The following is a 24482-nucleotide window of genomic DNA, read 5'->3' as shown; positions in this document are numbered from 1 at the left end:
ATTCTTCCCCCCGCCGCCGGCCCTCCGGCGGCGGGCTCTACCGTGGCAGCCATGAGAATCTGCGTCTTCCTCTCCGCCGCCGACCTCCCCGACCGCTACACCGTGCCCGCCCGCGAATTCGCCGAGCTGCTGGGGCGCGGCGGGCACACCCTGGTCTGGGGCGGCTCCGAGAGCGGCCTGATGAAAGTCGTCGCCGACGGCGTCCAGGAGTCGGGCGGCAAGCTGGTCGGGGTCTCCGTGGACTTCCTGGCGGCGAAGGCGCGGACCAACGCCGACGAGATGGTCATCGCCCGCGACCTCGCCGAGCGCAAGGCGCTCCTGCTCGCGAAGTCCGACGCGATCGTGATCATGGTCGGCGGCACCGGGACGCTGGACGAGGCGACCGAGATCCTGGAGCTGAAGAAGCACGGGAAGCACACCAAGCCGGTCGTCCTGCTCAACACCGCCGGCTTCTACGACGGCCTGCGCGAGCAGTTCCGGCGGATGGAGGACGAGGGATTCCTGCCGCTCCCGCTGACCGAGCTGGTGTTCTTCGCGGAGGACGGCGTCGGCGCCCTGGCCTACCTGGAGGAGTCGGCCGGCCTGCAGTGATGTGACGTACGGGGCCCGGGCGACGGATGCGACGATGGGGGCCATGTCCACTCACCTCATCACCGGTGCCGGCTCCGGCATCGGCGCAGCGGTCGCCCGGCGCCTCACCGAGCGCGGCGACGACCTCGTCCTGCTGGCCCGCGACGCCGGCCGGGCCAAGGAGCTCGCAGCCCTCCACCCCGGCGCCCGCACCCTCGTCGGCGACCTGTCCAACCCGGACCGGCTCTCCTGGGCCCTCGCCCAGCAGACCGTGCCGGAACGCCTCGACTCGCTGCTGCACATCGCGGGCGTGGTCGAGCTCGGCCCGGTCGGTGAGCTGACCCCCAAGGCGTGGCACCACCAGCTCAACGCCAACCTCGTCGCCCCCGCCGAGCTGACCCGGCTCACCCTGCCGCAGCTCCGCGTCGCCCAGGGCCACGTGCTGTTCGTCAACTCCGGCGCCGGGCTCTCCGCGAGCCCCGAGTGGAGCGCCTACGCCGCCAGCAAGCACGGCCTGAAGGCGCTCGCGGACTCGCTGCGCCACGAGGAGCACGGCAACGGCGTCCGCGTCACCACCGTGTATCCCGGCCGCACCGCCAGCCCCATGCAGGAGAAGGTCCACCGGCAGGAGGGCAAGGAGTACGACCCCGCCCGCTGGATCGACCCCGAGTCCGTCGCGACCACCATCCTGATGGCGCTCGACCTGCCCCGCGACGCCGAGGTCAACGACCTCACCGTCCGCCCCGGCCGCTGACCACCGGGCCTTACGGCCTCGCCCGCGGTCGTTACCCTTCTCGCGTGAGCGAGATCAGCGTGTTCAGTGACTGCCCGGCCACCGGGATCGGTTCGATGCCCGGGGGAGACGCCCGGGAGGCCGCCAAGACCGTCACCGGCTCCTTCGGCGACGGCGAGGGCATGCCGTACCTGGCGGAACTCCCGGCGCGCGGGCCGGGCGCCGACATGACCGGCCGCACCGTCGGGCTGCTCTCCGAGCTGTACGGACACGTCGAGCCGAGCGGCTGGCGGATCAGCGACCGGCCCGGCCGCGACACCCGCCGGGCCCGGTCCTGGCTGGGCGAGGACCTGGACGCCCTGGAGGAGTTCACCCAGGGCTACGAGGGCCCGCTCAAGGTCCAGGCCGTGGGGCCCTGGACCCTCGCCGCCGCCCTGGAGCGCCGGGGCGGCGAGGCGTTCCTCGGCGACCCGGGCGCCTGCCGCGACCTCGCGGACTCGCTCGCCGAGGGCCTGCGCGGCCACCTCGCCGAGGTGCGCCGCCGGGTGCCCGGGGCGCGGATCGTCCTCCAGCTGGACGAGCCCTCCCTCACCGCCGTGCTGCGCGGCCGGGTCCGGACCGCCAGCGGCTACCGCACCTACCGGGCCGTGGACCGCCAGGTCGTGGAGGCCACCCTGCGCGAGGTGCTGGCGGCGGCCGGCGGGACCGCCACGCTCGTGCACACCTGCGCCCCCGAGGTGCCGTTCGCGCTGCTGCGCCGGGCCGGGGCGGACGGCATCTCCTTCGACCTCTCCCTGCTCACCGAGCGTGAGGAGGAGGCGGTCGGGGAAGCCGTCGAAGGCGGCACCCGGATGTTCTTCGGGGTCGTACCGGGCACCGACCCGGCCTCGGGCCGATTGTCCGACCCGGGCGGTAGCGTCATGGGTGTCAGGACGCTGTGGCGCAGGCTGGGGCTGAATCCGGGGACTCTGACCGAGTCCGTGACGGTCACCCCCTCGTGCGGTCTCGCGGGTGCGTCGCCCGCGTACGCACGGGCCGCGCTCGCCCACTGCGCCCGGGCCGCGAGATCGCTCGCGGACAACCCTGAGTAGCGGGACGCTGGGTAACGGGAGGACGGGACGATGGCCGGCGAAGAGCAGACGGCGGTGCCAGCCGAGGCACGGGAGAGGCACAAGCTCCTCGCGGAGCGGATCGAGGAGCACCGCTTCCGGTATTACGTGACCGACCGGCCGGTCGTCAGCGACGCCGAGTTCGACCGGCTGCTGCGGGAGCTGGAGGCCCTGGAGGAGGCCCACCCCCCGCTGCGCACCCCGGACTCGCCGACCCAGAAGGTCGCCGGCCCGTACCGCACGGAGTTCACATCGGTCGAGCACCGCGAGCCCATGCTGTCCCTGGACAACGCCTTCGACGCCGAGGAGCTGGCCGCCTGGGGCGAGCGCGTCGCCCGGGACGCCGGCTCGCCCGGCTACCACTTCCTGTGCGAGCTGAAGATCGACGGCCTCGCCGTCAACCTCACGTACGAGCACGGCGTGCTGACCCGCGCCGCGACCCGGGGCGACGGCCGCACCGGCGAGGACATCACGCCCAACGTCCGCACCATCCCGGACATCCCGCACCGGCTCAAGGGCGACCGGGTGCCCCCGCTGGTCGAGGTGCGCGGCGAGGTCTTCTTCCCGATGGAGGCGTTCGAGGAGCTGAACGCCCGGCTGGTGGAGGCCGACGACAAGCCCTTCGCCAACCCCCGCAACGCGGCGTCCGGTTCGCTGCGCCAGAAGGACCCCAAGGTCACCGCGGTGCGCCCGCTGCACATGGTGGTGCACGGCATCGGCGCCCGCGAGGGCTTCGACATCGACTGCCTGTCGCACGCCTACGAGCTGCTGAACGAGTGGGGCCTGCCCACCGCCAAGCACAACAAGGTGGTCGACTCCCTCGACGGCGTACGGGAGTTCATCGAGTACTTCGGCGAGCACCGGCACTCCGTGGAGCACGAGATCGACGGCGTCGTCGTCAAGCTGGACGAGATCCCGCTCCAGGGCCGCCTGGGCTCCACCTCCCGCGCCCCGCGCTGGGCCATCGCCTGGAAGTACGCGCCGGAGGAGGTCAACAGCAAGCTGGTCAACATCCGGGTCGGCGTCGGCCGCACCGGCCGCGTCACCCCGTACGCCCAGGTCGAACCGGTCGTGGTGGCGGGCTCCGAGGTGGAGTTCGCCACCCTGCACAACCAGAACGTGGTGAGGGCGAAGGGCGTCCTGATCGGCGACACGGTGGTGCTGCGCAAGGCCGGCGACGTCATCCCGGAGATCCTCGGCCCGGTCGTCGACCTGCGCGACGGCACCGAGACGGCGTTCGTCATGCCGACCCACTGCCCCGAGTGCGGCACGGAGCTGAAGCCCATGAAGGAGGCGGACGTCGACGTCCGCTGCCCCAACGCCCGCTCCTGCCCCGCCCAGCTGCGCGAGCGCGTCTCCTACCTCGCCGGCCGCAAGTGCCTCGACATCGACCACTTCGGTTACGTGGCCGCCGCCGCGCTGACCGCACCGCTGGAGCCCGCCGAACCACCGCTGCGCGACGAGGGCGACCTCTTCGGACTGACCATGGACCAGCTGCTGCCGATCCGGGCCTACGTCCGCGACCCGGACAGCGGGCTGCCCAAGCGCGACCCGAAGACCGGCGAGGAGAAGATCGCCCGCGTCTTCGCCAACCAGCAGGGCGAGCCCAAGAAGAACGCCCTGGCGATGCTCGACGCCATCGCGGCGGCCAAGGAGGCCCCGCTGGCCCGCGTCCTCACCGGGCTCTCCATCCGCCACGTCGGCCCGGTCGCGGCCCGGGAGCTGGCCCGTCAGTTCCGGTCCATGGACCGCATCGAGGAGGCCACCGAGCAGGAGCTGATCGACGCCGACGGGGTCGGGCCCATCATCGCGGCCTCGGTCAAGCAGTGGCTGGCCGAGGACTGGCACCGCGAGATCCTGCGCAAGTGGCGCGAGGCCGGAGTCCGGATGGAGGACGAGGGGGCCGGTGAGGACGAGGGCCCCCGGCCGCTCGAAGGGCTCACCGTCGTCGTCACGGGCACGCTGACCGGGCACACCAGGGACGGCGCGAAAGAAGCACTCCAGAGCCGGGGTGCGAAGGTCACGGGCTCCGTCTCCAAGAAGACCTCCTTCGTGGTGGTCGGCGACAACCCCGGATCGAAGTACGACAAGGCGGTTCAGCTGAAGGTCCCGGTCCTGGACGAGACCGGTTTCGCCGTCCTCCTCACCGAGGGCCCGGACGCGGCCCGCGAGGCGGCGGTCCCCGCCGGGGAACCGGCCCCGGAGGAAGGCGGCGCCCCCGGAGAGTGAACGGCCGCCGGCGCTCGGCCGGCGTCACCCGATCGGCGGGGACACGCCCTACCAGATGCTGACGGACAGTCGGTTCGCATTCGGGCAAGAGCGGTAGACCGCTGCCCGTAGCAGCCTTCCGCGGCCTACTGTGGTCAGACGTGCCCCCGTTCCCGGCCACCGGGCGGGCCGGGGCACGTCGTGGCACGGAACGCATTCATCGGGTGACATCGGCATCGCCGGCTGTGAGAGGGACGGAATGAAACCGACCGAGAGCGCCGCACCGGTGGTACGGCTGCAAGGTTTCGTGGGACCCGCGCCCAGAGTGGGTGCCGTCCTGGTGGCCCTCGCCACGATCCAGCTCGTGACCGGTTTCTCCCACGCCCTCGGCCAGGGGCACGCCCTCTTCCCGGACGGCCGGGCCGGCTGGTCGCTGGCCGTCCTCACCGGCATCGTCGTCGGCCACCTCGTCGCGCTCGGCCGCGACCGCTGGTGGGGCGGCACCGGCTCCGGCGCCGCCCTCACCCTGGCCGTCCTGCTGCTCTACGGCTGGGTGCCCGCGGGTCTGGTCAGCCTCGTCGTGGTCGTCCTCGTCGGCGTCGCCCGCCGGCACCGCTGGTGGCAGGGGCTGCTGCACGGTGCCGTGGACATCCTCGGGATCGGCGCGGCGGCCCTGGTGCTCGCCGCGTTCGGCGAGGTGCAGTCCGTCGAGACGCCCTGGCGGCCACTCGACTGGGGCATCGACGCCGTCCCGGAAGTCCTGCTCGCCGCCTCCACCTATCTGCTCGTCACCCGGGTCCTGCTGTGGTACTCACGGGCCCAGCCCGGCGGCGGCCTGCCCACCGTCGCCCGCACCGCGATGCTGCGCCAGGGCCTCGTCGCGGTCGCCCTGCTCGGCATCGCCCCGCTGATCTGCGTCGTCGCGATGGCCCGGCCGGTCCTGCTGCCGCTCTTCGCGGTGCCGCTGATCGCGCTCGACTCCACGCTGTGGATCGCCCGCGCCCGGGCCGAGGAGCAGCTGAAGGACCCGCTGACCGGGCTGCCCAACCGGCAGTGGCTGCTGGAGCGGACCTGGACCGCGCTGGAGGAGGCGGAGAGCGTCGGCACCCGGGCCGCCCTGGTCCTCATCGACCTCGACCGCTTCCGGGCCGTCAACGACACCCTCGGCCACCTGGCCGGTGACCGGCTGCTGCTCCAGATCGCGGAGCGGCTCCGGCTCGCCCTGCCGCGCGGCGCGGAGGCGGCCCGGCTCGGCGGCGACGAGTTCGCGGTCCTGCTGCCCACCGCCGACTCCACCACCAGCGCCCAGCGCGTCGCCCGCCACCTGGTCGCCGAGCTGTCGTCCCCGCTGGACCTGGACGGGCTGACCCTGGTCCTGGAGGCCAGCGCCGGCGTCGCCGTCTTCCCGGACCACGCGGTGGACGCCGAGGGGCTGCTGCGCCGGGCCGACGTGGCGATGTACCAGGCCAAGCGGGACCGCACCGGCGTGGAGGTGTACGAGTCCAAGCGGGACAGCAACACCCCGGACCGGCTCGGCCTCCTCGGCGACCTGCGCCGCGCGCTGGACGCGGGCGAGGTGGAGCTGCACTACCAGCCCAAGGTCCGCTTCGACGGCCAGGTCGCCGGTCTCGAGGCGCTGGTGCGCTGGGTGCACCCGGAGCGCGGAAGGGTGCCCCCGGACGAGTTCATCGCCATCGCGGAGTCCTCCGGGCTGATGCCGCACCTCACGGAGTACGTCCTGGAGACGGCGCTCGCCCAGGTCGCCCGGTGGCGGGCCCAGGGCCTCTTCGTGCCCGTCGCGGTCAACGTGTCGCCGCGCGATGTGCACACCCCCGGGTTCGCCGGCGGCGTCGCGGCCCGGCTCGCCCGGCACGGCGTCCCGGCGGGCGCGCTCCAGCTGGAGATAACGGAACACGTGCTCCTGGAGGACCCGCAGCGGGCCGCGGACACGCTCGCCGGACTGACCGGGCACGGCGTGAAGATGTCCCTGGACGACTTCGGTACGGGGTACTCCTCCCTGGTCCATCTGCGCCGGCTGCCGGTCAGCGAGCTGAAGATCGACCGCTCCTTCGTGGCGCGGCTCGCCATCGACCAGGAGGACGCCGAGATCGTCCGCTGCACCATCGACCTGGCCCACTCGCTGGGCCTGCTCGTCGTGGCCGAGGGCGTCGAGGACGACGAGACCTGGGAGCGGCTGCGGGACCTGCGGTGCGACGCGGTCCAGGGCTGGCTGGTGGCGGCGGCGATGCCGCCCCAGGAGACCACCGCCTGGCTGCGGGCCCGGGGCGAGCACGGCTGGCGCCGCCCGGCCGAGCCGGCGCCGGCCGCGGCCCCGCCGTCCGAGCTGGAACAGCGCCCCTCCGGCCGCACCACGGGCCCGCGCCCGGCGACGACGTAGCGGCCTGCCGTGCGGACGGCGTAGCGGCATCCCGTACAACCGTGTCCTCCGGCGTGTGGCCGACCCCATAGGATTGGGCCAAAACCACACACCAACCCCTGAGGATCGCTGCATGCCTGGCATCACGCGCGAGGAGGTCGCCCACCTCGCCCGGCTGGCGCGTCTGGAGCTGAAGGGCGAAGAGCTCGACCACTTCGCCGGACAGCTCGACGACATCATCGGCGCGGTCGCCCGCGTCTCCGAGGTCGCCGACCAAGACGTACCGCCGACCTCCCACCCGCTGCCGCTGACGAACGTCATGCGGGCGGACGTCGTCCGTCCGTCTCTCACCCCCGAGCAGGCGCTCTCCGGCGCCCCGGCCCAGGAGCAGCAGCGTTTCAAGGTGCCGCAGATCCTGGGGGAGGACTGACAGCCATGACCGACACCAGCAGCATCATCAAGCTCACCGCGGCCGAGATCGCCGCGAAGATCGCCTCCGGCGAGCTCACCGCCGTCCAGGTCACCGAGGCCCACCTCGCGCGGATCGACGCCGTGGACGAGAAGGTGCACGCCTTCCTGCACGTCGACCGCGAGGGCGCGCTCGCCCAGGCGCGTGCCGTGGACGCCAAGAAGGCGGCCGGCGAGAAGCTGGGCCCGCTGGCCGGCGTCCCGCTCGCGCTCAAGGACATCTTCACCACGCAGGACATGCCGACCACCGTCGGCTCGAAGATCCTGGAGGGCTGGGTCCCGCCGTACGACGCGACCCTCACGCGGAAGCTGAAGGCCGCCGACGTCGTCATCCTCGGCAAGACCAACATGGACGAGTTCGCCATGGGGTCCTCCACCGAGAACAGCGCCTACGGCCCCACCGGCAACCCCTGGGACCTCACCCGCATCCCCGGCGGCTCCGGCGGCGGCTCCTCGGCCGCCCTCGCCGCCTACGAGGCCCCGCTCGCCATCGGCACGGACACCGGCGGCTCCATCCGCCAGCCCGCCGCCGTCACCGGCACGGTCGGCGTCAAGCCCACCTACGGCGGGGTCTCCCGCTACGGCATGGTCGCCTTCTCCTCCTCCCTCGACCAGGGCGGCCCCTGCGCCCGCACGGTCCTGGACGCGGCCCTGCTGCACGAGGCGATCGCCGGGCACGACCCGATGGACTCGACGTCGATCGACGCGCCGGTCCCGCCGGTCGTGGAGGCCGCGCGCAACGGCTCCGTCCAGGGCATGCGCGTCGGCGTCGTCAAGCAGTTCTCCGGCGAGGGCTACCAGGCCGGTGTCGTCCAGCGCTTCAACGAGTCGGTCGAGCTGCTGAAGTCGCTCGGCGCCACGGTCGTGGAGCTGGACTGCCCGACGTTCGACCTCGCCCTTTCGGCGTACTACCTGATCGCGCCGTCCGAGTGCTCCTCGAACCTGGCCCGGTTCGACGCCATGCGCTACGGGCTGCGCGTCGGGGACGACGGCACGAAGTCCGCCGAGGACGTCACCGCGCTCACCCGCGAGGCCGGCTTCGGCGACGAGGTCAAGCGCCGCATCATCCTCGGCACGTACGCGCTCAGCTCCGGCTACTACGACGCGTACTACGGCTCCGCGCAGAAGGTCCGCACGCTGATCACGCGCGAGTTCGAGCAGGCGTTCGAGCAGGTCGACGTGATCGTCTCGCCGACCACGCCCACCACCGCCTTCCCGATCGGCGAGCGCGCCGACGACCCGATGGCGATGTACCTGGCCGACCTGTGCACCATTCCGACCAACCTCGCCGGCAACGCCGCCATGTCGCTGCCCTGCGGCCTGGCCCCCGAGGACGGCCTGCCCGTCGGGCTCCAGATCATCGCCCCCGCGATGAAGGACGACCGGCTGTACAAGGTCGGAGCCGCCGTCGAGGCCGCTTTCGTGGAAAAGTGGGGACACCCGCTGCTCGAGGAGGCTCCGTCGCTATGAGCGCCATGACCAAGAAGGCCAAGAACTTCAAGAAGTCGAAGACCGGGCTGTACGTGTCGATGGGCACCACCGCCTTCGGCGCGCTCAGCGTCGCCAAGCAGGCGAAGCTGGCCCGCTCGGACAACGACACGCTGCGCCTCATCGACGCCGCCGTGTCCGCCGCGGCGATCGTGACCGGCCTCGCGATCCTCTATCGCGAACTGAAGCGTCTCGGCGACGACGACGTACTGCTGGGCTGAGAGGGAAAGTTTTCCGTGACTGTCATCGACCTGGAGTCGTACGAGGACGCCCTCGCGACGTACGACCCCGTCATGGGCCTTGAGGTCCATGTGGAGCTCGGCACCAAGACGAAGATGTTCTGCGGCTGCTCCACCGAGCTGGGGCAGGACGCCAACACGCAGACCTGCCCGGTCTGCCTCGGGCTGCCCGGCGCGCTGCCGGTCGTCAACGAGATCGGCGTGGAGTCCGCGATCAAGATCGGCCTCGCGCTGAACTGCGAGATCGCCGAGTGGTGCCGCTTCGCCCGGAAGAACTACTTCTATCCGGACATGCCGAAGAACTTCCAGACCTCCCAGTACGACGAGCCGATCGCCTTCAACGGCTATCTGGACGTCCAGCTGGAGGACGGCGAGGTCTTCCGGGTGCAGATCGAACGCGCCCACATGGAGGAGGACACCGGCAAGTCGACGCACGTCGGCGGCGCCACCGGCCGTATCCACGGCGCGTCCCACTCCCTGCTCGACTACAACCGCGCGGGCATCCCGCTCATCGAGATCGTCACCAAGCCGATCGAGGGAGCGGGCGCACGCGCCCCCGAGGTCGCCCGGGCCTACGTCTCCGAGCTGCGCGAGCTCATCAAGGCGCTCGGCGTCTCCGAGGCCCGCATGGAGATGGGCCAGATGCGCTGCGACGTCAACCTGTCGCTGCGCCCGCACGGCACCGAGACCTTCGGTACGCGCTCCGAGACGAAGAACGTGAACTCGCTGCGTTCCGTCGAGCGCGCCGCCCGCTTCGAGATCCAGCGCCACGCCGCGGTGCTGAACTCCGGCGGCACGGTCGTCCAGGAGACCCGGCACTTCCACGAGGAGGACGGCTCCACCACGGCCGGCCGCATCAAGGACAACGCCGAGGACTACCGCTACTTCCCCGAGCCCGACCTCGTGCCGGTCGCCCCGGCCCGCGAATGGGTCGAGGAGCTGCGGGGCGGCCTCCCGGAGCTGCCGCGGGTCCGCCGCGCCCGGCTCAAGGAGGAGTGGGGCGTCTCCGAGCACGACATGCAGTCCATCCTCAACGCGGGCGCGGTCGACCTGATCGTCGCCACGATCGAGGCGGGCGCCCCCTCGGACCAGGCCCGGAAGTGGTGGATGGGCGAGCTGGCCCGCAACGCCAACGAGACCGGCCGCGGCCTGGACGAGCTGCCCGTCACCCCGGCGCAGGTCGCCCGGGTCGCCGAGCTCGTCGCCGCGGGCGACCTCAACGACAAGCTGGCCCGCCAGGTCCTGGAGGGCGTGCTCGCCGGCGAGGGCGACCCGGACACCGTGGTCGAGAAGCGCGGCCTGAAGGTCGTCTCCGACGAGGGCGCGCTGTCCACCGCCGTGGACGAGGCCATCGCGGGCAACGCGGCCATCGCGGACAAGATCCGCGGCGGCAAGGTCGCGGCGGCCGGCGCGCTGGTCGGCGCGGTCATGAAGGCGACCCGGGGCCAGGCGGACGCGGCCCGGGTCCGCGAGCTGATCCTGGAGAAGCTCGGCGTCGAGGGCTGACCCCCCGCACGGCCCGAAGGGGCGGGGCCGCCGGTCGGGAGACCGCCGGCCCCGCCCCTTCGGCGTGCTTGGACTTTCGGGCGGACCTGTTGGACGTTAACCACCGGTCCGCGCGCAGTCCTTCCCCGCGCCACCCGGCCTGCATAGCTTCCCCGCTGTAACCACCGGAATGGGGAGGCTCTTTTGACCACGGACATGTCACGGCGACGGCTCTTCGCGCTGGGCGGCGGCGCACTCGGCGTCGCCGCGGCGGGATCGTTCCTGCCGCCGTCCCTCCAGGCCGCCATCGCCGCGCAGCCCGCCCACCCGGGGCCCGGCGGCGGAGGGCTGCGGGACATCAGGCACGTGGTGATCCTGATGCAGGAGAATCGTTCCTTCGACCACTACTTCGGCACCCTGCGCGGTGTGCGCGGCTTCGGCGACCGCAACGCCGTCGAACTGCCCGGCGGCACATCGGTGTTCGAGCAGCCCGGCGCGGCCGGCTCCACCGTGCTGCCCTTCCCGGTCCGCGAGGCCGCCGCGGAGCAGCAGAAGGACCTCCAGTACATCGGCGCCCTCGACCACTCCTGGAACGGCGGTGCGAAGGCGTGGGCCGGCGGCTGGATGAACGGCTGGATCAGCGCCAAGACCGCGGCCACGATGGCGTACTACGACCGCCGCGACATCCCGCTGCACTACGAACTGGCCGACACCTTCACCGTCTGCGACGCGTACCACTCCTCGATCCACAGCTCCACCAGCCCCAACCGCAACCATCTGTGGAGCGGGAAGACCGGCTTCGAGCCGAACGGCAAGCGGGCCGTCGGCAATGACGCGTACAGCGAGGGCACGCACCCCGGATACGACTGGTCGACCTATGCCGAGCGGCTGGAGAAGGCCGGGCGCAGCTGGCGCACGTACACCGAGTGGGAGAACTTCACCGACAATCAGATCGAGTTCTACGCCACCTTCAAGGCGGTCGCCCGCAAGGCCCTGTCGAAGACCGGCGGCCATACCTACATGGAGTCCTTCTACGCGCAGGTCCGGGGCGCCTCGGAGACCGAACGGGAGCGGCTTCTCGGGCTGCTGGAGGAGGGCGTGGCCACGCTCACCCGGCAGGAGCGCAGCCTCTTCGAGCGGGGACTGCGCCGGGTGCCGACCGGGAAGCTGGCCGAGGAGTTCGCCAAGGACGTGGCGGCCGGAACGCTGCCCGAGGTCTCCTACCTGGTCCCGTCGGCGATCGACTCCGAGCACCCGAGCGTCTCCTCGCCGGTGCACAGCGCCACCGTCGTCTACAAGATCCTCGACGCGCTCGGCAAGCACCCGGACGTCTGGCGGCACACCGCCGTGCTGATCAACTACGACGAGAACGACGGCTTCTTCGACCACGTCCCGCCGCCCGTCGCGCCTCCCGGCGTGACCGACGAGCAGTGGGAGGGCCGTCCGACCGGCCTCGGCGTCCGGGTGCCGATGCTCGTCGTCTCGCCGTGGACCGTGGGCGGCTACGTCTGCTCCGAGGTCTTCGACCACACCTCCGTCATCCGCTTCCTGGAGCGCTGGACGGGCGTCGAGGAGCCCAACATCGGCGACTGGCGGCGGCAGGTCACCGGCGACCTCACCTCCGCGTTCGACTTCACCCGCAAGCGGCGGCAGCCGGCCGTGCAGCGGCCCGGGGCGATCCCGCCGCTCAGCGGCCGCTGGTCGCCGAAGCCGCCCGCCGTGCAGCGGCTGCCCGAGCAGGAGCCCGGCGTACGCCCGGCGCGCCCGCTGCCCTACCAGCCCGACGCCCAGGTCCGGCGGACCGGCGGCGGTCTGCGGGTGGAGCTCGCCAACAGCGGCCGGTCGTCCGTGCACTTCGCGCTGTACCCGTACGCGGGTGAGTTCACCGCCCCGCAGCACCAGGACGTCCGGCGCGACGGACACTGGACCGTACCGGTCGCGGGGGAGGCGTACCGCTTCACGGTCACCGGGCCGAACGGCTTCCGGCGCGAGTTCGAGGGGGCGGCCGACGGCGGGGCGGAGGTCACCAGCCGGGTCGACGGCCGCGACCGCGATCTGCACCTCACCCTGAGCAACAACGGCCGCCGGGCCCTGACCTTCCTGGTCCGGCCGCTCGGTTACGTGGACGAGGCCGACCTGAGGGGCTGGACCCGCCGCATCACCGTCAAGCCGGGCCGCAGCCGTACGGTCGTGCACTCGGCGGCCGACGCGCACGGCTGGTACGACCTGGTGGTCACCGCCGAGGGCGAGAGCGGCTTCCGGCGGCGGCTCATGGGGCACATCGAGAACGGCCGGGCGAGCGTCTCCGGCTGACGGGCGCAGGTCACAGGGTCTGATCCATCCCGGTGCGGTTGCGGACCGGACCCTGTGACCATGGCCACGAAAGGGACAAAGATCCCGGTCGGCCGGATGTACGAGGAGTGGCCGGAGACCCGTGACAACCGGCGGGCGGTCCGGGTGGGCCTCGCCGAGACCAGCCGGGTGATCAACTCGGCCGCTGTGATCATGATCTCGGTGTTCCTCGCCTTCGTCCTGAGCGGCGACCGCGTGATCGCGATGTTCGGCATCGCCCTCGCGGCGGCCGTCGCCCTGGACGCCTTCGTCCTGCGCACCCTGCTCGTCCCGGCCCTCATGCACCTGCTGGGCGGCGCCAACTGGTGGCTCCCCGGCCGGCTGGAGGGCCGTCTGCCCCGGCTGAGCATCGAACCGCCGGACCGCCCGGCGGCACGGGTGCCGGTGCCCGGCGTGCGGACGTACGAAAGCGAGCCGGCCGAGCGTGTCCACTGAGCCCCGCCGGGGCGACCGGAGGCGTTAAGGGGCCTCTCATCTGCGGCACCTAGCGTGCGCCGCATGAACCGCAGCACGCCCGAGACCGTCATCGACGGCGAGAAGACGACCGACGAGACCGACCGCGCCGCGGCGCGGAACCCGGAACCGCAGGGCCGGGACGAGACGCGCCCCGGGGCCGAGCCGGAGGCGGTCGAGGAGACCGACGACGCGGACGACACCGACGAGCAGACCTCCGGCCGGCTCGCAGCCGCCTCCGCGGCCGTCGTCTCCGCCGGACTCGGCGTCGTCGGCCTCACCGGCGCCTGGAGCGGCCGGGTCGCCGCCGAGCGCGAGACCCTGATCGGCCAGATCAAGACCTCCTCCGGCGGCTCGGCCGCCCAGCAGATCAACGAGATATACGGCGACGCCTGGCACGCCACCGCCCTGGTCAACGGCCTCTTCGGCCTCCTCGCCCTGCTGGTCGGCAGCTACGTCCTGGTCCGGCCCGCGTTCGGCGCCCCGGCCCCGCGGCCGCAGGCCGGATGGGTCCGCGCGGTCGCCCGCGGCGGCATCGCCCTCGGCGCCCTCGGCATCCTGATCTCCCTCGCCATGTACTTCGACCTCATCGTCGCCCTGCCCACCACGACGGCCGGATGAGCCGGATAGGAGGGTTCCGCCGCCCGGACACCACGCCCTAAGGCATGCCCGGGCGGTTTCACCGGCCCTGAGCGGTGGCGGGGCCCCCGGCCTAAGGCGCCCGTACGCCACAGATGCGGAACACGCCCGATGCGGCGCACCCCCCTGGGAGACGAGAGTGGTGGCACGGCAGAGGAACTGCCGCCACCGAGGCCCGCAAGGGCCCTCACCCCAGGGGGACATGCCGTGTTCGAGTACGAACTCCACAAGGTCATGCACGCCGAACTCATCCGCCGCGCCGGCCTCCAGCGCCTCGCCCGTGAGGCGTACCGGGCCCGCCGCGCCCGCCGGAACCTCCCCGAGGAATCCGGAAGGACGGTGAGTACCAGCGGCGTACGGGACCGGTTCACGCCCGCCGCGTAACGCGGTGGCCGTGGACCGGGGGCCGCTCGCCGCACGGCTCGTTCCGTCCGCACTGTCGGACCAGTGTGCGATGCTCGCCCACGTGGAGACCAGGTCAGTCAGCCCCGTGTTCGTCGGCCGCACCGGCGAACTCAACTCGCTCACCGGCGCGCTCACCCGCGCCACCAAAGAACCCTCCGGCGCCGCCGGAGGGTTCTGCGGCGCACCGCAGGCCCTGCTCATCGGCGGCGAGGCCGGAGTCGGCAAGACCCGCCTCGTCGAGGAGTTCATCGCCGTCGCCGCCCGCCGCGACGCGGTCGTCGCCGTCGGCGGCTGCGTCGAGATCGGCGCCGAGGGACTGCCGTACGCCCCCTTCTCCACCGCCCTGCGCGCCCTGCGCCGCGCCCTGCCCGACGAGATGGCCGCCGCCTGCGCCGGCCAGGAGGGCGAACTGGCCCGGCTGCTCCCCGAGCTGGGTGAGACCGGCCGCGACGGCTCCGACGAACTCGGCACCGCCCGCCTCTTCGAACTGACCGTCCGGCTCCTGGAACGCCTCTCCGCCGACCGGGCCGTCGTCCTCGTCCTGGAGGACCTGCACTGGGCGGACTCCTCGACCCGCCACCTCCTCGCCTACCTCTTCCGCACCCTGCGCAGTGGACGCCTCGTCGTCGTCGGCACCTACCGCGCCGACGACATCCACCGCCGCCACCCCCTGCGCCCCCTCCTCGCGGAGATCGACCGGCTCCGCACCGTCCGCCGCATCGAACTGGCCCGGTTCACCCGGTCCGAGGTCCGCCGCCAGCTCGCCGGCATCCTCGCGCAGACCCCCGAACCCGCCCTGGTGGACGAGATATTCGAGCGCTCCGACGGCAACGCCTTCTTCGTGGAGGAGCTGGCCTGCATCCTGGAGTGCGGCGACGGGGACGGCGACGGCCTGCCCGAATCGCTGCGCGACCTCCTCCTCGTCCGCGTCGAGACCCTGTCCGCCGACGCCCAGAAGGTCGCCAGGATCGTCGCCGAGGGCGGCTCCGCCGTCGAGTACGAACTGCTCGCCGCCGTCGCCGGACTCAGCGAGGACGACCTCATCGCGGCGCTGCGCACCGCCGTCGGCGCCAACCTGCTCCTGACCACCCCGGACGGCGACGGCTACCGCTTCCGCCACTCCCTGGTCCGCGAGGCCGTCAGCGACGACCTGCTCCCCGGCGAGCGCTCCCGCCTCAACCGGCGGTACGCACAGGCTCTGGAGGCCGACCCCGCCCTCGTCTGCGACGACGAACGCGCGACCCGCCTGGCCAGCTACTGGTACGGCGCGCACGACCCCGCCAAGGCGCTGCCCGCCGTGCTGAAGGCATCGGTCCGGGCCCGCCACCGCAACGCCTACGCCGAGCAGCTGCGCCTCCTGGAACGCGCCCTCGAACTGTGGGACGACGCCCCCGAGGACGTCCGCCTCACCCTGCGCCCCATCGACTACGCCGAGGTCTACCCGACCTGCGGGCGGGACGCCTCGTCCCCGCTGACCTACCTCGACCTGCTGGCCGAGGCCACCGTCGCCGCCCGCCTCGGCGGGGAACGCGAACGGGCCTTCACCCTCTGCAAGAAGGCCCTGCGCAGCCTGGAGGGCGAGGACGACGCGCTGCGCACCGCCTGGTTCTGGGTCCAGCGCTCCCGCCTCGTCCAGGACCTCACGCGCGGCGACGGCTGGGAGGAGCTGGCCACCGCCGAGCGGCTGGTCCGGGGCCTGCCCCCGTCGAAGGTGCACGCGTTCGTGCTGATGCTGGTGGCCGGCTGGGGCGCCCTGCACCGCCCCGGCGCCGAGACCCTGGCCGCCGCCGAACGGGCCGTCGAGTACGCCCAGCTCGTCGGCGACGAGTACATCGAGCTGCACGCCCGGCTCACCCGCGGCTGGCTCAACGCGGACGCGGGCGCCGTGGACGAGGGCATCGCCGAGATGTACGCCGTGCGCGACCGGGCCGACGAGCTGGGCCTCATCGACATCATGGGCCGGGCGAGCATCAACCTCCCCTCCACCCTGGAGGCGATGGGCCGCTCCCGGGAAGCGGTGACCGCCGCCGACCACGGCATCCGCGTCTGCCACGAGCACGGCGTCGCGGACATGGAGGCGTGGGTCCGTACCAACCAGGCGATGTCGCTGTTCTCGCTGGGCCGCTGGGACGAGGCCGAGGCCACCACGGAGGCCGCCGCCCGCAAATCGCTGTCCCGCAAGTCCCAGGGCCTGGTCGCCTCACGCCGCACCGAACTCGCCCTCGCCCGGGGCGATCTCGCCGAGGCCGAGAGGCAACTCGCGGTGACCCGGCGCTGCTTCGGCTCCAGCGACCCCCAGCCCCAGCACTTCATCAACCCCGTGCGCCACACCATCCAGATCGCCGCGGCGCAGGGCCGGCTGCCCGAGGCGCGCGCCGCCTTCGAGGCGCAGGCCGCCGAGGGCTTCCCCACCGGCACCCAGCGCTACGCCTTCCCGCTGCTGCACGCCGTCGCGGCGGCCGAGGCCGACGCCCGGGGCCTGCCCGCCACCGAACCGGGCCGCCCCGCCGTCCTCGACCTGGTCCGGGGCCACCTCAAGCGGCTGCCGGTCCTCGTCCCGGTCTGGTCCGCCTACGCCCTCCTGGTCGAGGCGGAGCTGGCCAGGGCCGAGGGCGTCGACACCCCGGACCACTGGCAGGGCGCCGCCCGGGCGTTCACCCCGCTGCACCGCCCGTACGAGCTGGCGCAGATCCACCACCGCTGGGCGGAGGCCCTCCTCGTCGCCTCCCACGACCGGGCCGCCGCCACCAACCTGCTGCGCGACGCGCACACCACCGCCGTCCGGCTCCGGGCCCGCCCGCTCGCCGAGACCATCGAGCTGCTGGCCGGCCGTGCCCGCCTCGACCTGGCCGGCGCGGGCGGCGAGGCCGGGGAGACACCGGCCGCGGCCGTCGTCCCGGACGGGTCCGGGCCCGTCCGGGACCCCTCCGAGGAGCAGCTGCGCGCCGCCGCTGCCGCGGTGGAGTCCTTCGGGCTGACCCCGCGCGAGCAGGACGTGCACCGGCTGGTGGCGGCGGGCCTCACCAACCGCCGGATCGCCGAGGAGCTGTACATCTCGCCCAAGACCGCGAGCGTCCACGTCTCCAACATCCTGGCCAAGCTGGGCGTGACGGGCCGCGGCGAGGCCGCCGCCCTGGCCCACCGGCTGCGGCTCTACCCGGTGCCGGAGCAGCGGACCGGCCCTACGTGACCCGCACCAGCAGAATCCTGTCGTCGCCCGGCTTCGGAGTGCCCCGGCCGTCCGTCTCGCTCGTCACCAGCCACAGCTTGTCGCCGCCCGCCGCGAGCACCGTGCGCAGCCGGCCGTGGTCGCCCTCCAGGAACGCCTGCGGACCGGCCAGGGGCTCCTGCGCGGCCCCGCCCTCGCGGGAGAGCGGGATGCGCCACAGCCGTTCGCCCCGCAGCCCGGCCATCCAGATGGAGCCCTTGACGTACGCGATGCCGCTCGGCGACGCCTCGGAGGTCTTCCACTGGGCGACCGGGTCGCGGAAGCCCTCCTCGTGCGCGGTGCCCTCGACGTCCGGCCAGCCGTAGTTGCCGCCCGGCTCGATCAGGTTCAGCTCGTCCCAGGTGTCCTGGCCGAACTCGGAGGCCCACAGCCGCTTCTCCGCGTCCCAGGCGAGGCCCTGCACGTTGCGGTGCCCGTACGAATACACCACGGAGTCGCCCTCCGGGTTGCCGTGCAGCGGCTCGCCGTCGGGCGTCATCCGCAGGATCTTGCCCGCCAGCGACTCCTTGTCCTGGGCGCGTCCGTCGTCGCCCGTCTCACCCGTGCCCGCGTACAGCGCCCGGTCGGGGCCGAAGGCGATCCGGCCGCCGTTGTGGATCTGGCCCTTGGGGATGCCGCGCAGGATGGTGTCCGGCGCGCCGAGCAGCCGGCCGGGCGAGCCGTTCTCGTCGTAGATCATCCGGGCGATGCGGTTGTCCGAGGCGGTGGTGAAGTACGCGTACACCTGGTGGTCCGTGGCGAAGTCGGGCGACACGGCGAGGCCGAGCAGTCCGCCCTCACCGGCCGGGGCGACCCCCGGGACCGTGCCCAGCAGCTTCTTCTCGCCGGTCTCCGCGTCGATCCGGGTGATCGTGCCCTTGTCCCGGGAGCCCACCAGGAGGTCGCCGCCGGGGAGCGCGGCCAGTCCCCACGGGGAGTCCAGCCCCTCGGTGAGCGTCGACACCACCTCGGCCGAGCCCTTGGCCGGGGGCCGGCCGGCCGGGGGGCGCGAGACGGACGGCGACGGGGACCCGGCGGCCGACGCGGTGGGGGAGTGGGCCGGCGGACTCGCGCCCCGGCCCGCCGAACTCTCCATGCCCTCCTGGGAGCTGCACCCGGCGGCCATCAGCAGGGCTCCGGCCGCCAGCACGGCCACCGCACCCCGCCGTGCCCCCGGGCCGCCCCCGCCGTGCCCCGCCCGACGCCCCCCGGGGCCCTGCACTGATCCCAACACCGCACCTGATCCCTTCAACGGCCGCCTGTCCCCCGTTCTTACACCGAGCCGGCCCGGACCGTGGCGCTTTCGGGACCGCGCGACACGCCCCGAGGGGTGTCCCGCCACCCCCGGCGGGCGCCCGACGACGGCCACGGCACCTCGCCGCGTTGTCGAAACGCCCGCATACGTCCGGTGAGCGGGCGCCCCTCCGCCTCGCGACGCACGGCATCCGACGCCGCGCGCCGATCCACCGGTGATGACGGGAGGGAACCCCTAGTCCCAGGACTCGCGCGGCGGCGGCAGCCGGTCGATCTCCGCCAGGTCGCGTTCCGTCAGGGTCAGCCCGGCCGCCCCCGCGTTCTCCACCGCCCACTCCGCCCGCTTCGTGCCGGGCACCGGCACCACCTGGGGCCCCTGGCGCAGCACCCAGGCCAGGGCCACCTGCGCGGGCGTCGCCCCGTGCCGCTCGGCGACCCGGCGCAGCCCCACCACCAGCGGCTGGTTCGCCGCCATCATCTCGGCCGTGAACCGGGGGTGCCGGGCCCGCAGATCGTCCGGCTCGAACCCCTGCCCCGGAGTCAGCGTCCCCGTGAGGAAGCCGTTGCCCAGCGGCATCGCGGCCAGAAAGCCCACCCCCCGGGCCGCGCACCACGGCAGCAGCGACTCCAGCGCCTGCGGCGACCACACCGAGAGCTCCGCCTGCACCGCGCTGACCGGGAACACCTGCTGCACCCGCTCCAGCTGCCGGATCGTTCCGTCGTGCGTCCGGGAGCCCGTCCGCCGCGACGCCCGCGCACCGACCGCGCACAGGCCCAGCGCCCGTACCTTGCCCGCGCTCACCAGCTCCGCCATCGCGCCCCACGTCTCCTCGACGGGCACCTCCGGGTCGGCGCGGTGGAGCTGGTAGAGGTCGATCACATCGGTCTGGAGCCGCCGCAGCGAGGCGTCGCAGGCCCGGCGTACGTAACCGGGCCGGCCGTTGGCCACGATGTGCTGGTCGCCCACCAGGAGCCCGCACTTGGTGGACACGAAAGCCTCGGCCCGACGGCCCTTCAGCGCCCGCCCCACCAGCAGCTCATTGGTGAAGGGGCCGTACATGTCCGCGGTGTCGAGCAGACCGACGCCCGCGTCCAGGGCCGCGTGCACCGCCCGCAGCGCACGGTCGCCCCGCTGCTGCGAGGCGCTGTACGCCCAGCTCATCGGCATGCAGCCGAGACCGACCGCACCCACGGCGAGCGCCGCCGCACCGAGACTCCTGCGCTCCAACTCCCGTACCCCTCTCGCACCGCCCAACAACCTAACCTCTGCCTCCCGGAGGGCTTCGCATAGCCTCCTGGCCATGACTTCCACCACGCACCCCGCCCCCGCCCCCGAGGTCTGGCTGCCCCTCCCGGCCGACGGGATCGAGGGCCTTCCCGAGGGCCTGACCTACCACTTCTGGGACGGCGGGGAGGACTACCCGGCCGACCCCGCCGACTGCGCCTACTACGTCGTCCCCTACATGAAGGGCATGGAGGTCGCGGTCCGGCCGCTCGGCGCGATGAGCCGCGTCCAGGTCGTGCAGACCCTCTCGGCGGGCACCGACCACGTCGAGCCCGGCCTCGCCGGACTCCACGCCGGCGTACGGGTGTGCAACGCCAAGGGCGTCCACGAGGCGTCCACCGCCGAGCTGACCCTCGCGCTGATCCTGGCCTCGCTGCGCGGGTTCCCCGGCTTCGTGCGCGGCCAGGACGACGAGGAGTGGCGGTCCGGCTTCTACCCGGCCCTCGCCGACAAGTCCGTGCTGATCGTGGGGTACGGGTCGATCGGCGCGGCCATCGAGGACCGGCTCGCGCCGTTCGAGTGCGCGCGGGTCGCACGCGTCGCGCGCTCCGCACGGACAACCGCACGCGGCCCCGTACACACGCTCGACGATCTGCCGGCCCTGCTGCCCGAGGCCGATGTGGTCGTCCTCTCCACCCCGTTGAACGCCTCCACGCAGGGGCTGGCCGGTGCCGAGTTCCTCGCCGCGATGCGCGACGGGGCGCTCCTGGTCAACGTCGCCCGGGGCCAAGTGGTCGACACCAAAGCCCTGTTGGCCGAACTCGAGTCCGGCCGGCTGCGTGCCGCTCTCGACGTCACCGACCCGGAACCGCTGCCTTCCGGCCATCCCCTCTGGCATGCTCCGAACGTCCTCATCACCCCGCACGTGGGCGGCAGCACCTCCGCGTTCCTGCCGCGCGCCAAGCGGCTGATCGCCGGACAGCTCACGCGGTTCGCCGCAGGAGAGCCGCTGGACAACGTCGTACGCACCACCGGCTGACCACCCAGCGAGCACGTCCGGCTTCCCTCCGTGGCCACAACACCGCAGGTCGTCACGGAGAGTAGAGGAACTATGTCCCTGAGTGACGAGTCTGGTGTATCGTCCCGAAAGGGGTGTCGCGCCGTGGCAGGAACGGCGCCGGGGAGCCAGCCACACGCGAGGGGGCGACGGGCGATGGACGGCCGATGGGCGAACGATCCGACACGGCAGGGCCGGAGACGGCGCGCGGAGGGCCCGGTGAGCCGGCGCCGCAGCCGGCCGGGGACCTCGGGAGAGCCGCGGTGAGCGCCCCGGTGAGCACCCGCGGAGCGTTCCTCGCCCGGCGGTCCGGGACGGGCCGCACCTCCGCGCTGCTCCCGCAGCTCGTCCTCGGCCTCGTCTGCGGCGGTTACGCGGCGGGCGCGGCCACCGGCTGGGGCTCGACCCGGGTCGCCCTGTTCATGGGGGACTTCGGCCTCAGTGCCGCCGCCCTCGCCGCCGCCGTCTCCTGCCTCCTCTTCGCCCGCGTCGCCGACCCGCGATTCCGCCCGGCCTGGCTGCTGTTCGCGCTCTCCTCGCTGATGGCCTCGGGCGGCAACGCCGTCTGGGGCTGGTACGAGTGCGTGCGCGAGGTCCGGGTCCCGAGCCCGTCCCTCGCCGACGTCTTCTTCCTCTGCTTCGCACCGCCCGCGATCGTCGGACTCCTCGTCCTCGCCAAGCGGCCCGTCACCCGGGCCGGCTGGGTCTGCCTGGCCCTCGACTCGTGGCTGATCGGCGGCTCGCTGCTCACCCTGTCCTGGAGCCTGGCCCTCGCCCACACCGCGCACGTCGCGGACATCGAGGGCGACAGCGTGGCCCGTGCCGCGCTCTCGCTGGCCTACCCGCTGCTCGACATCGTGCTCGTCTCGATGGTCCTCGCCCTGCACTTCCGGCGGTCCAGCGTCAACCGCGCCGCGGTGAACACCGCCATCGCCGCGCTCGCCCTGACCGTGCTCTGCGACGCCCTGTTCACCTCGCCGCTGCTGCGCCAGTCCTACCACTCCGGCCAGTTGCTCGACGCCGGCTGGTTCGCCGGCTCGCTGCTCCTCGCGTACGCCCCCTGGGGCGCCGCGCGCGACGCGGACACCGCCGTCCGGGACGAGGACGAGGACCCGGCCGCCACGCCCACCACCAGCCGCCCCATCGCCGGCTCCCTGGCCGCGCTGACGCCGTACCTCGCCGCGGCGGTCTGCACCCTGGGCATCCTGTACAACGTCATCGAGGGCCGCCGGGTGGACCGCGTCGTCGTCCTCACCGGGTGCACGGTGGTCCTCGCGCTCGTCGTCCGCCAGGGCATCATGCTCCTCGACAACATCGCCCTCACCCAGGAACTGGCCCAGAAGGAGAACCACTTCCGCTCCCTGGTGCAGGGCTCCAGCGACGTCATCATGATCGCCGCCCCCAGCGGCGTCCTGCGCTACGTCAGCCCCGCCGCCGCCGGGGTCTACGGGCGCGACGCGGACGAGCTGGTCGGCGCCGAGCTGTCCTCGATCATCCACCCCGACGACCTCGGCCGCGTCGTCCACGAGGTCCGCCGCTTCCTCGCAGCCCCGCCCGGCGAGGAGCCCGCCACGCGCATCGAGTGCCGCATCCGGTCCGGCTCCGGCGACTGGCTCAACGTCGAGTCCACCGTCAACCGCCACCAGGGCGGCCTGCTCCTCAACAGCCGGGACGTCACCGAACGCGTACGCCTCCAGGCCCAGTTGCAGCACAACGCCGAGCACGACCCGCTCACCGACCTGCCCAACCGGGCGCTGTTCACCGCCCGGGTCCGCCAGGCGCTGTCCGGCCGCCGCGCCGGGGACGCGGGCACCGCGGTCCTCTTCATCGACCTGGACGGCTTCAAGGCGGCCAACGACCGGCTCGGCCACCAGGCGGGCGACGAACTCCTCGTCCAGGCCGCCCGCCGCCTCCACGAGTCCGTCCGCTCCGGGGACACCGCAGCCCGCCTCGGGGGCGACGAGTTCGCCGCGCTCATCGTCGGCGACGCCGGCCGGGAGCAGGACGCCCGCGAGTGCCAGGTCCACGAGATCGCCGACCGGCTCCGCCTCACGCTCTCCGACCCCTACCGCGTCGGCGACGGCGAGGTCCGGGTCACCGCCTCCATCGGCGTCGCCTTCGCCGAGCCCGGCATCACCCCCACCGACCTCATGCGCAACGCCGACCTCGCCATGTACCGCGCCAAGGCCGGCGGCAAGAACCGCGTCGAGCTGTACGCCCCGCAGATGCAGGCCGACGTGGTCCGCCGCTCCGAGCTGGCGACCCGGCTGCGCGGCGCCCTGCGCGACGGCGAGTTCGCGCTCCTCCACCAGCCCGTGGTGCACCTCGCCACCGGCCGGATCGCCGCCGTCGCCGCCCAGGCCCGCTGGCGCTCCGCCCAGGGCATCCTGTTCACGCCCGCCGAGTTCCTGCGGATCTCCGAGGACGGCGACCGCACCGCGGAGCTGGGCCGCTGGCTCCTCGAAGAGGCCGTCGAGCAGGCCGCCGACCGGGCCGCGGCGGGCCACCGGACCGCGGTGTCCGTCCGCCTCCCGGCCCGCCGGCTCCTCGACCGGGGCTTCCCGTCCGGCTCCGTCGAGGCGCTGCTCACGCGGCACGGGCTGCCCCCCGGGGCGCTCGTGATCGAGGTCTCGGACAGTGACCCCCGGGTCCCCTTCGAGGACCTGGAGCAGCGCCTGGCCGCCCTGCGCCGCCTGGGCGTCCGCATCGCGCTGGACGGCTTCGGCAGCGGCTACGCCGCGATCAACGCCCTGCGCCGCCTCCCCATCGACGTGCTCAAGCTGGACCGGGGCCTGGTGGAGGGCGTCGTGGAGTCGGCCCGGCTGCACAAGATCACCAGCGGGCTGCTCCGGATCGCGTGCGACCTCGGCATGCAGTCCGTGGCCGACGGCGTGGACGTCCCGGAGCAGGTCCTCGCCCTGCGCGCGATGGGCTGTACGCACGGCCAGGGCGCCGCGTTCTCGGGGCCGCTGGACGAGTACCGGCTGCGCCGCGCCCTGGTCCGCGGGACGTTCCCGGTGCCCGGCGGGGCGCCCGCGCAGCCGGTCCTGACGGGCGGCGCGGCCCCCACCTTCATCCGCTCACATGGTGAGACACCCGTCCCACCCACTTGACACTTCGCGTGCGTCGGAGAGAGGGTCAATGCCATGCGCACCCGAATTCTCGTACTTGGAAAGCGCGTCGGCTGAAGCAGGGTCCACCATGACACTCTG

17 protein-coding genes and 1 pseudogene are annotated in these 24482 nt (G+C 73.3%); 16 read left to right on the top strand and 2 right to left on the bottom strand.

The window, feature by feature from the left end; genetic code table 11:
* The first annotated feature begins 51 nt into the window (after nt 1–51).
* From FKN01_RS12305 to FKN01_RS12245, 14 genes and pseudogenes are all read left to right on the top strand, one after another.
* Nucleotides 52–591, top strand: coding sequence for a TIGR00730 family Rossman fold protein (locus FKN01_RS12305; protein ID WP_143619564.1), 540 nt, complete (start codon nt 52–54; stop codon nt 589–591).
* 43 nt (nt 592–634) lie between these two features.
* Nucleotides 635–1324, top strand: a complete 690-nt coding sequence (locus FKN01_RS12300) for an SDR family oxidoreductase (RefSeq protein ID WP_143619562.1) — start codon at nt 635–637, stop codon at nt 1322–1324.
* A 44-nt stretch (nt 1325–1368) separates the two neighbouring features.
* On the top strand, nt 1369–2394 hold the full coding sequence (locus tag FKN01_RS12295) for a methionine synthase (RefSeq protein WP_143619560.1): 1026 nt from the start codon (nt 1369–1371) through the stop codon (nt 2392–2394).
* Nucleotides 2395–2424: 30 nt separating this feature from the next.
* The gene (gene ligA, locus FKN01_RS12290; RefSeq protein WP_143619558.1) at nt 2425–4641 is read left to right on the top strand and encodes an NAD-dependent DNA ligase LigA; all 2217 of its coding nucleotides are present in this window, start codon (nt 2425–2427) and stop codon (nt 4639–4641) included.
* Nucleotides 4642–4879: 238 nt separating this feature from the next.
* On the top strand, nt 4880–7018 hold the full coding sequence (locus tag FKN01_RS12285; protein WP_143619556.1) for a bifunctional diguanylate cyclase/phosphodiesterase: 2139 nt from the start codon (nt 4880–4882) through the stop codon (nt 7016–7018).
* Nucleotides 7019–7130: 112 nt separating this feature from the next.
* Nucleotides 7131–7427 carry an Asp-tRNA(Asn)/Glu-tRNA(Gln) amidotransferase subunit GatC gene (gatC, locus tag FKN01_RS12280; RefSeq protein WP_018102521.1) on the top strand — a complete coding sequence of 99 codons (297 nt, stop codon included), beginning with the start codon at nt 7131–7133 and terminating at the stop codon, nt 7425–7427.
* 5 nt (nt 7428–7432) lie between these two features.
* Nucleotides 7433–8935, top strand: a complete 1503-nt coding sequence (gene gatA, locus FKN01_RS12275) for an Asp-tRNA(Asn)/Glu-tRNA(Gln) amidotransferase subunit GatA (RefSeq protein ID WP_143619554.1) — start codon at nt 7433–7435, stop codon at nt 8933–8935.
* Nucleotides 8932–9174, top strand: a complete 243-nt coding sequence (locus tag FKN01_RS12270) for a hypothetical protein (protein ID WP_143619552.1) — start codon at nt 8932–8934, stop codon at nt 9172–9174. Before gatA ends, FKN01_RS12270 begins: the two co-directional genes overlap by 4 nt.
* 15 nt (nt 9175–9189) lie before the next feature.
* Nucleotides 9190–10698 (top strand): Asp-tRNA(Asn)/Glu-tRNA(Gln) amidotransferase subunit GatB, encoded by a 1509-nt coding sequence (gene gatB / locus FKN01_RS12265; protein ID WP_143619550.1) that lies wholly within the window; start codon nt 9190–9192, stop codon nt 10696–10698.
* Between the two features lie 183 nt (nt 10699–10881).
* Nucleotides 10882–12990: a phosphocholine-specific phospholipase C gene (locus FKN01_RS12260; RefSeq protein ID WP_143619548.1), complete on the top strand. Its 2109-nt coding sequence runs from the start codon at nt 10882–10884 to the stop codon at nt 12988–12990.
* A gap of 87 nt (nt 12991–13077) precedes the next feature.
* Nucleotides 13078–13464 (top strand): annotated as a pseudogene (locus tag FKN01_RS12255) (MMPL family transporter); the annotation flags it as partial.
* A gap of 63 nt (nt 13465–13527) precedes the next feature.
* Nucleotides 13528–14103 carry a hypothetical protein gene (locus FKN01_RS12250; protein WP_143619546.1) on the top strand — a complete coding sequence of 192 codons (576 nt, stop codon included), beginning with the start codon at nt 13528–13530 and terminating at the stop codon, nt 14101–14103.
* Nucleotides 14104–14328: 225 nt separating this feature from the next.
* Complete coding sequence (locus tag FKN01_RS32510; protein WP_185992824.1) at nt 14329–14505, top strand: hypothetical protein; 177 nt, start codon at nt 14329–14331, stop codon at nt 14503–14505.
* A 70-nt stretch (nt 14506–14575) separates the two neighbouring features.
* Complete coding sequence (locus tag FKN01_RS12245) at nt 14576–17716, top strand: helix-turn-helix transcriptional regulator (protein WP_260696859.1); 3141 nt, start codon at nt 14576–14578, stop codon at nt 17714–17716.
* Here the strand turns inward: FKN01_RS12245 and FKN01_RS12240 are convergent.
* Together FKN01_RS12240 and FKN01_RS12235 are read right to left on the bottom strand one after the other, a co-directional pair.
* Nucleotides 17709–18890: a sorbosone dehydrogenase family protein gene (locus FKN01_RS12240; protein WP_143619543.1), complete on the bottom strand. Its 1182-nt coding sequence runs from the start codon at nt 18888–18890 to the stop codon at nt 17709–17711. The genes FKN01_RS12245 and FKN01_RS12240 overlap by 8 nt on opposite strands.
* Before the next feature lie 333 nt (nt 18891–19223).
* The gene (locus tag FKN01_RS12235) at nt 19224–20216 is read right to left on the bottom strand and encodes an aldo/keto reductase (RefSeq protein ID WP_143619541.1); all 993 of its coding nucleotides are present in this window, start codon (nt 20214–20216) and stop codon (nt 19224–19226) included.
* A 73-nt stretch (nt 20217–20289) separates the two neighbouring features.
* Here FKN01_RS12235 and FKN01_RS12230 point away from each other — a divergent pair, with 73 nt between their 5' ends.
* Both FKN01_RS12230 and FKN01_RS12225 read left to right on the top strand, forming a co-directional pair.
* The gene (locus FKN01_RS12230; protein ID WP_143619539.1) at nt 20290–21252 is read left to right on the top strand and encodes a 2-hydroxyacid dehydrogenase; all 963 of its coding nucleotides are present in this window, start codon (nt 20290–20292) and stop codon (nt 21250–21252) included.
* A 293-nt stretch (nt 21253–21545) separates the two neighbouring features.
* Nucleotides 21546–24383 (top strand): bifunctional diguanylate cyclase/phosphodiesterase, encoded by a 2838-nt coding sequence (locus tag FKN01_RS12225; protein WP_185992823.1) that lies wholly within the window; start codon nt 21546–21548, stop codon nt 24381–24383.
* Nucleotides 24384–24482: the final 99 nt, after the last annotated feature.

The sequence above is a fragment of the Streptomyces sp. 130 genome (assembly GCF_007096885.1).
Classification (GTDB): domain Bacteria; phylum Actinomycetota; class Actinomycetes; order Streptomycetales; family Streptomycetaceae; genus Streptomyces.
This window is presented reverse-complemented; position numbering and strand designations above follow the sequence as displayed.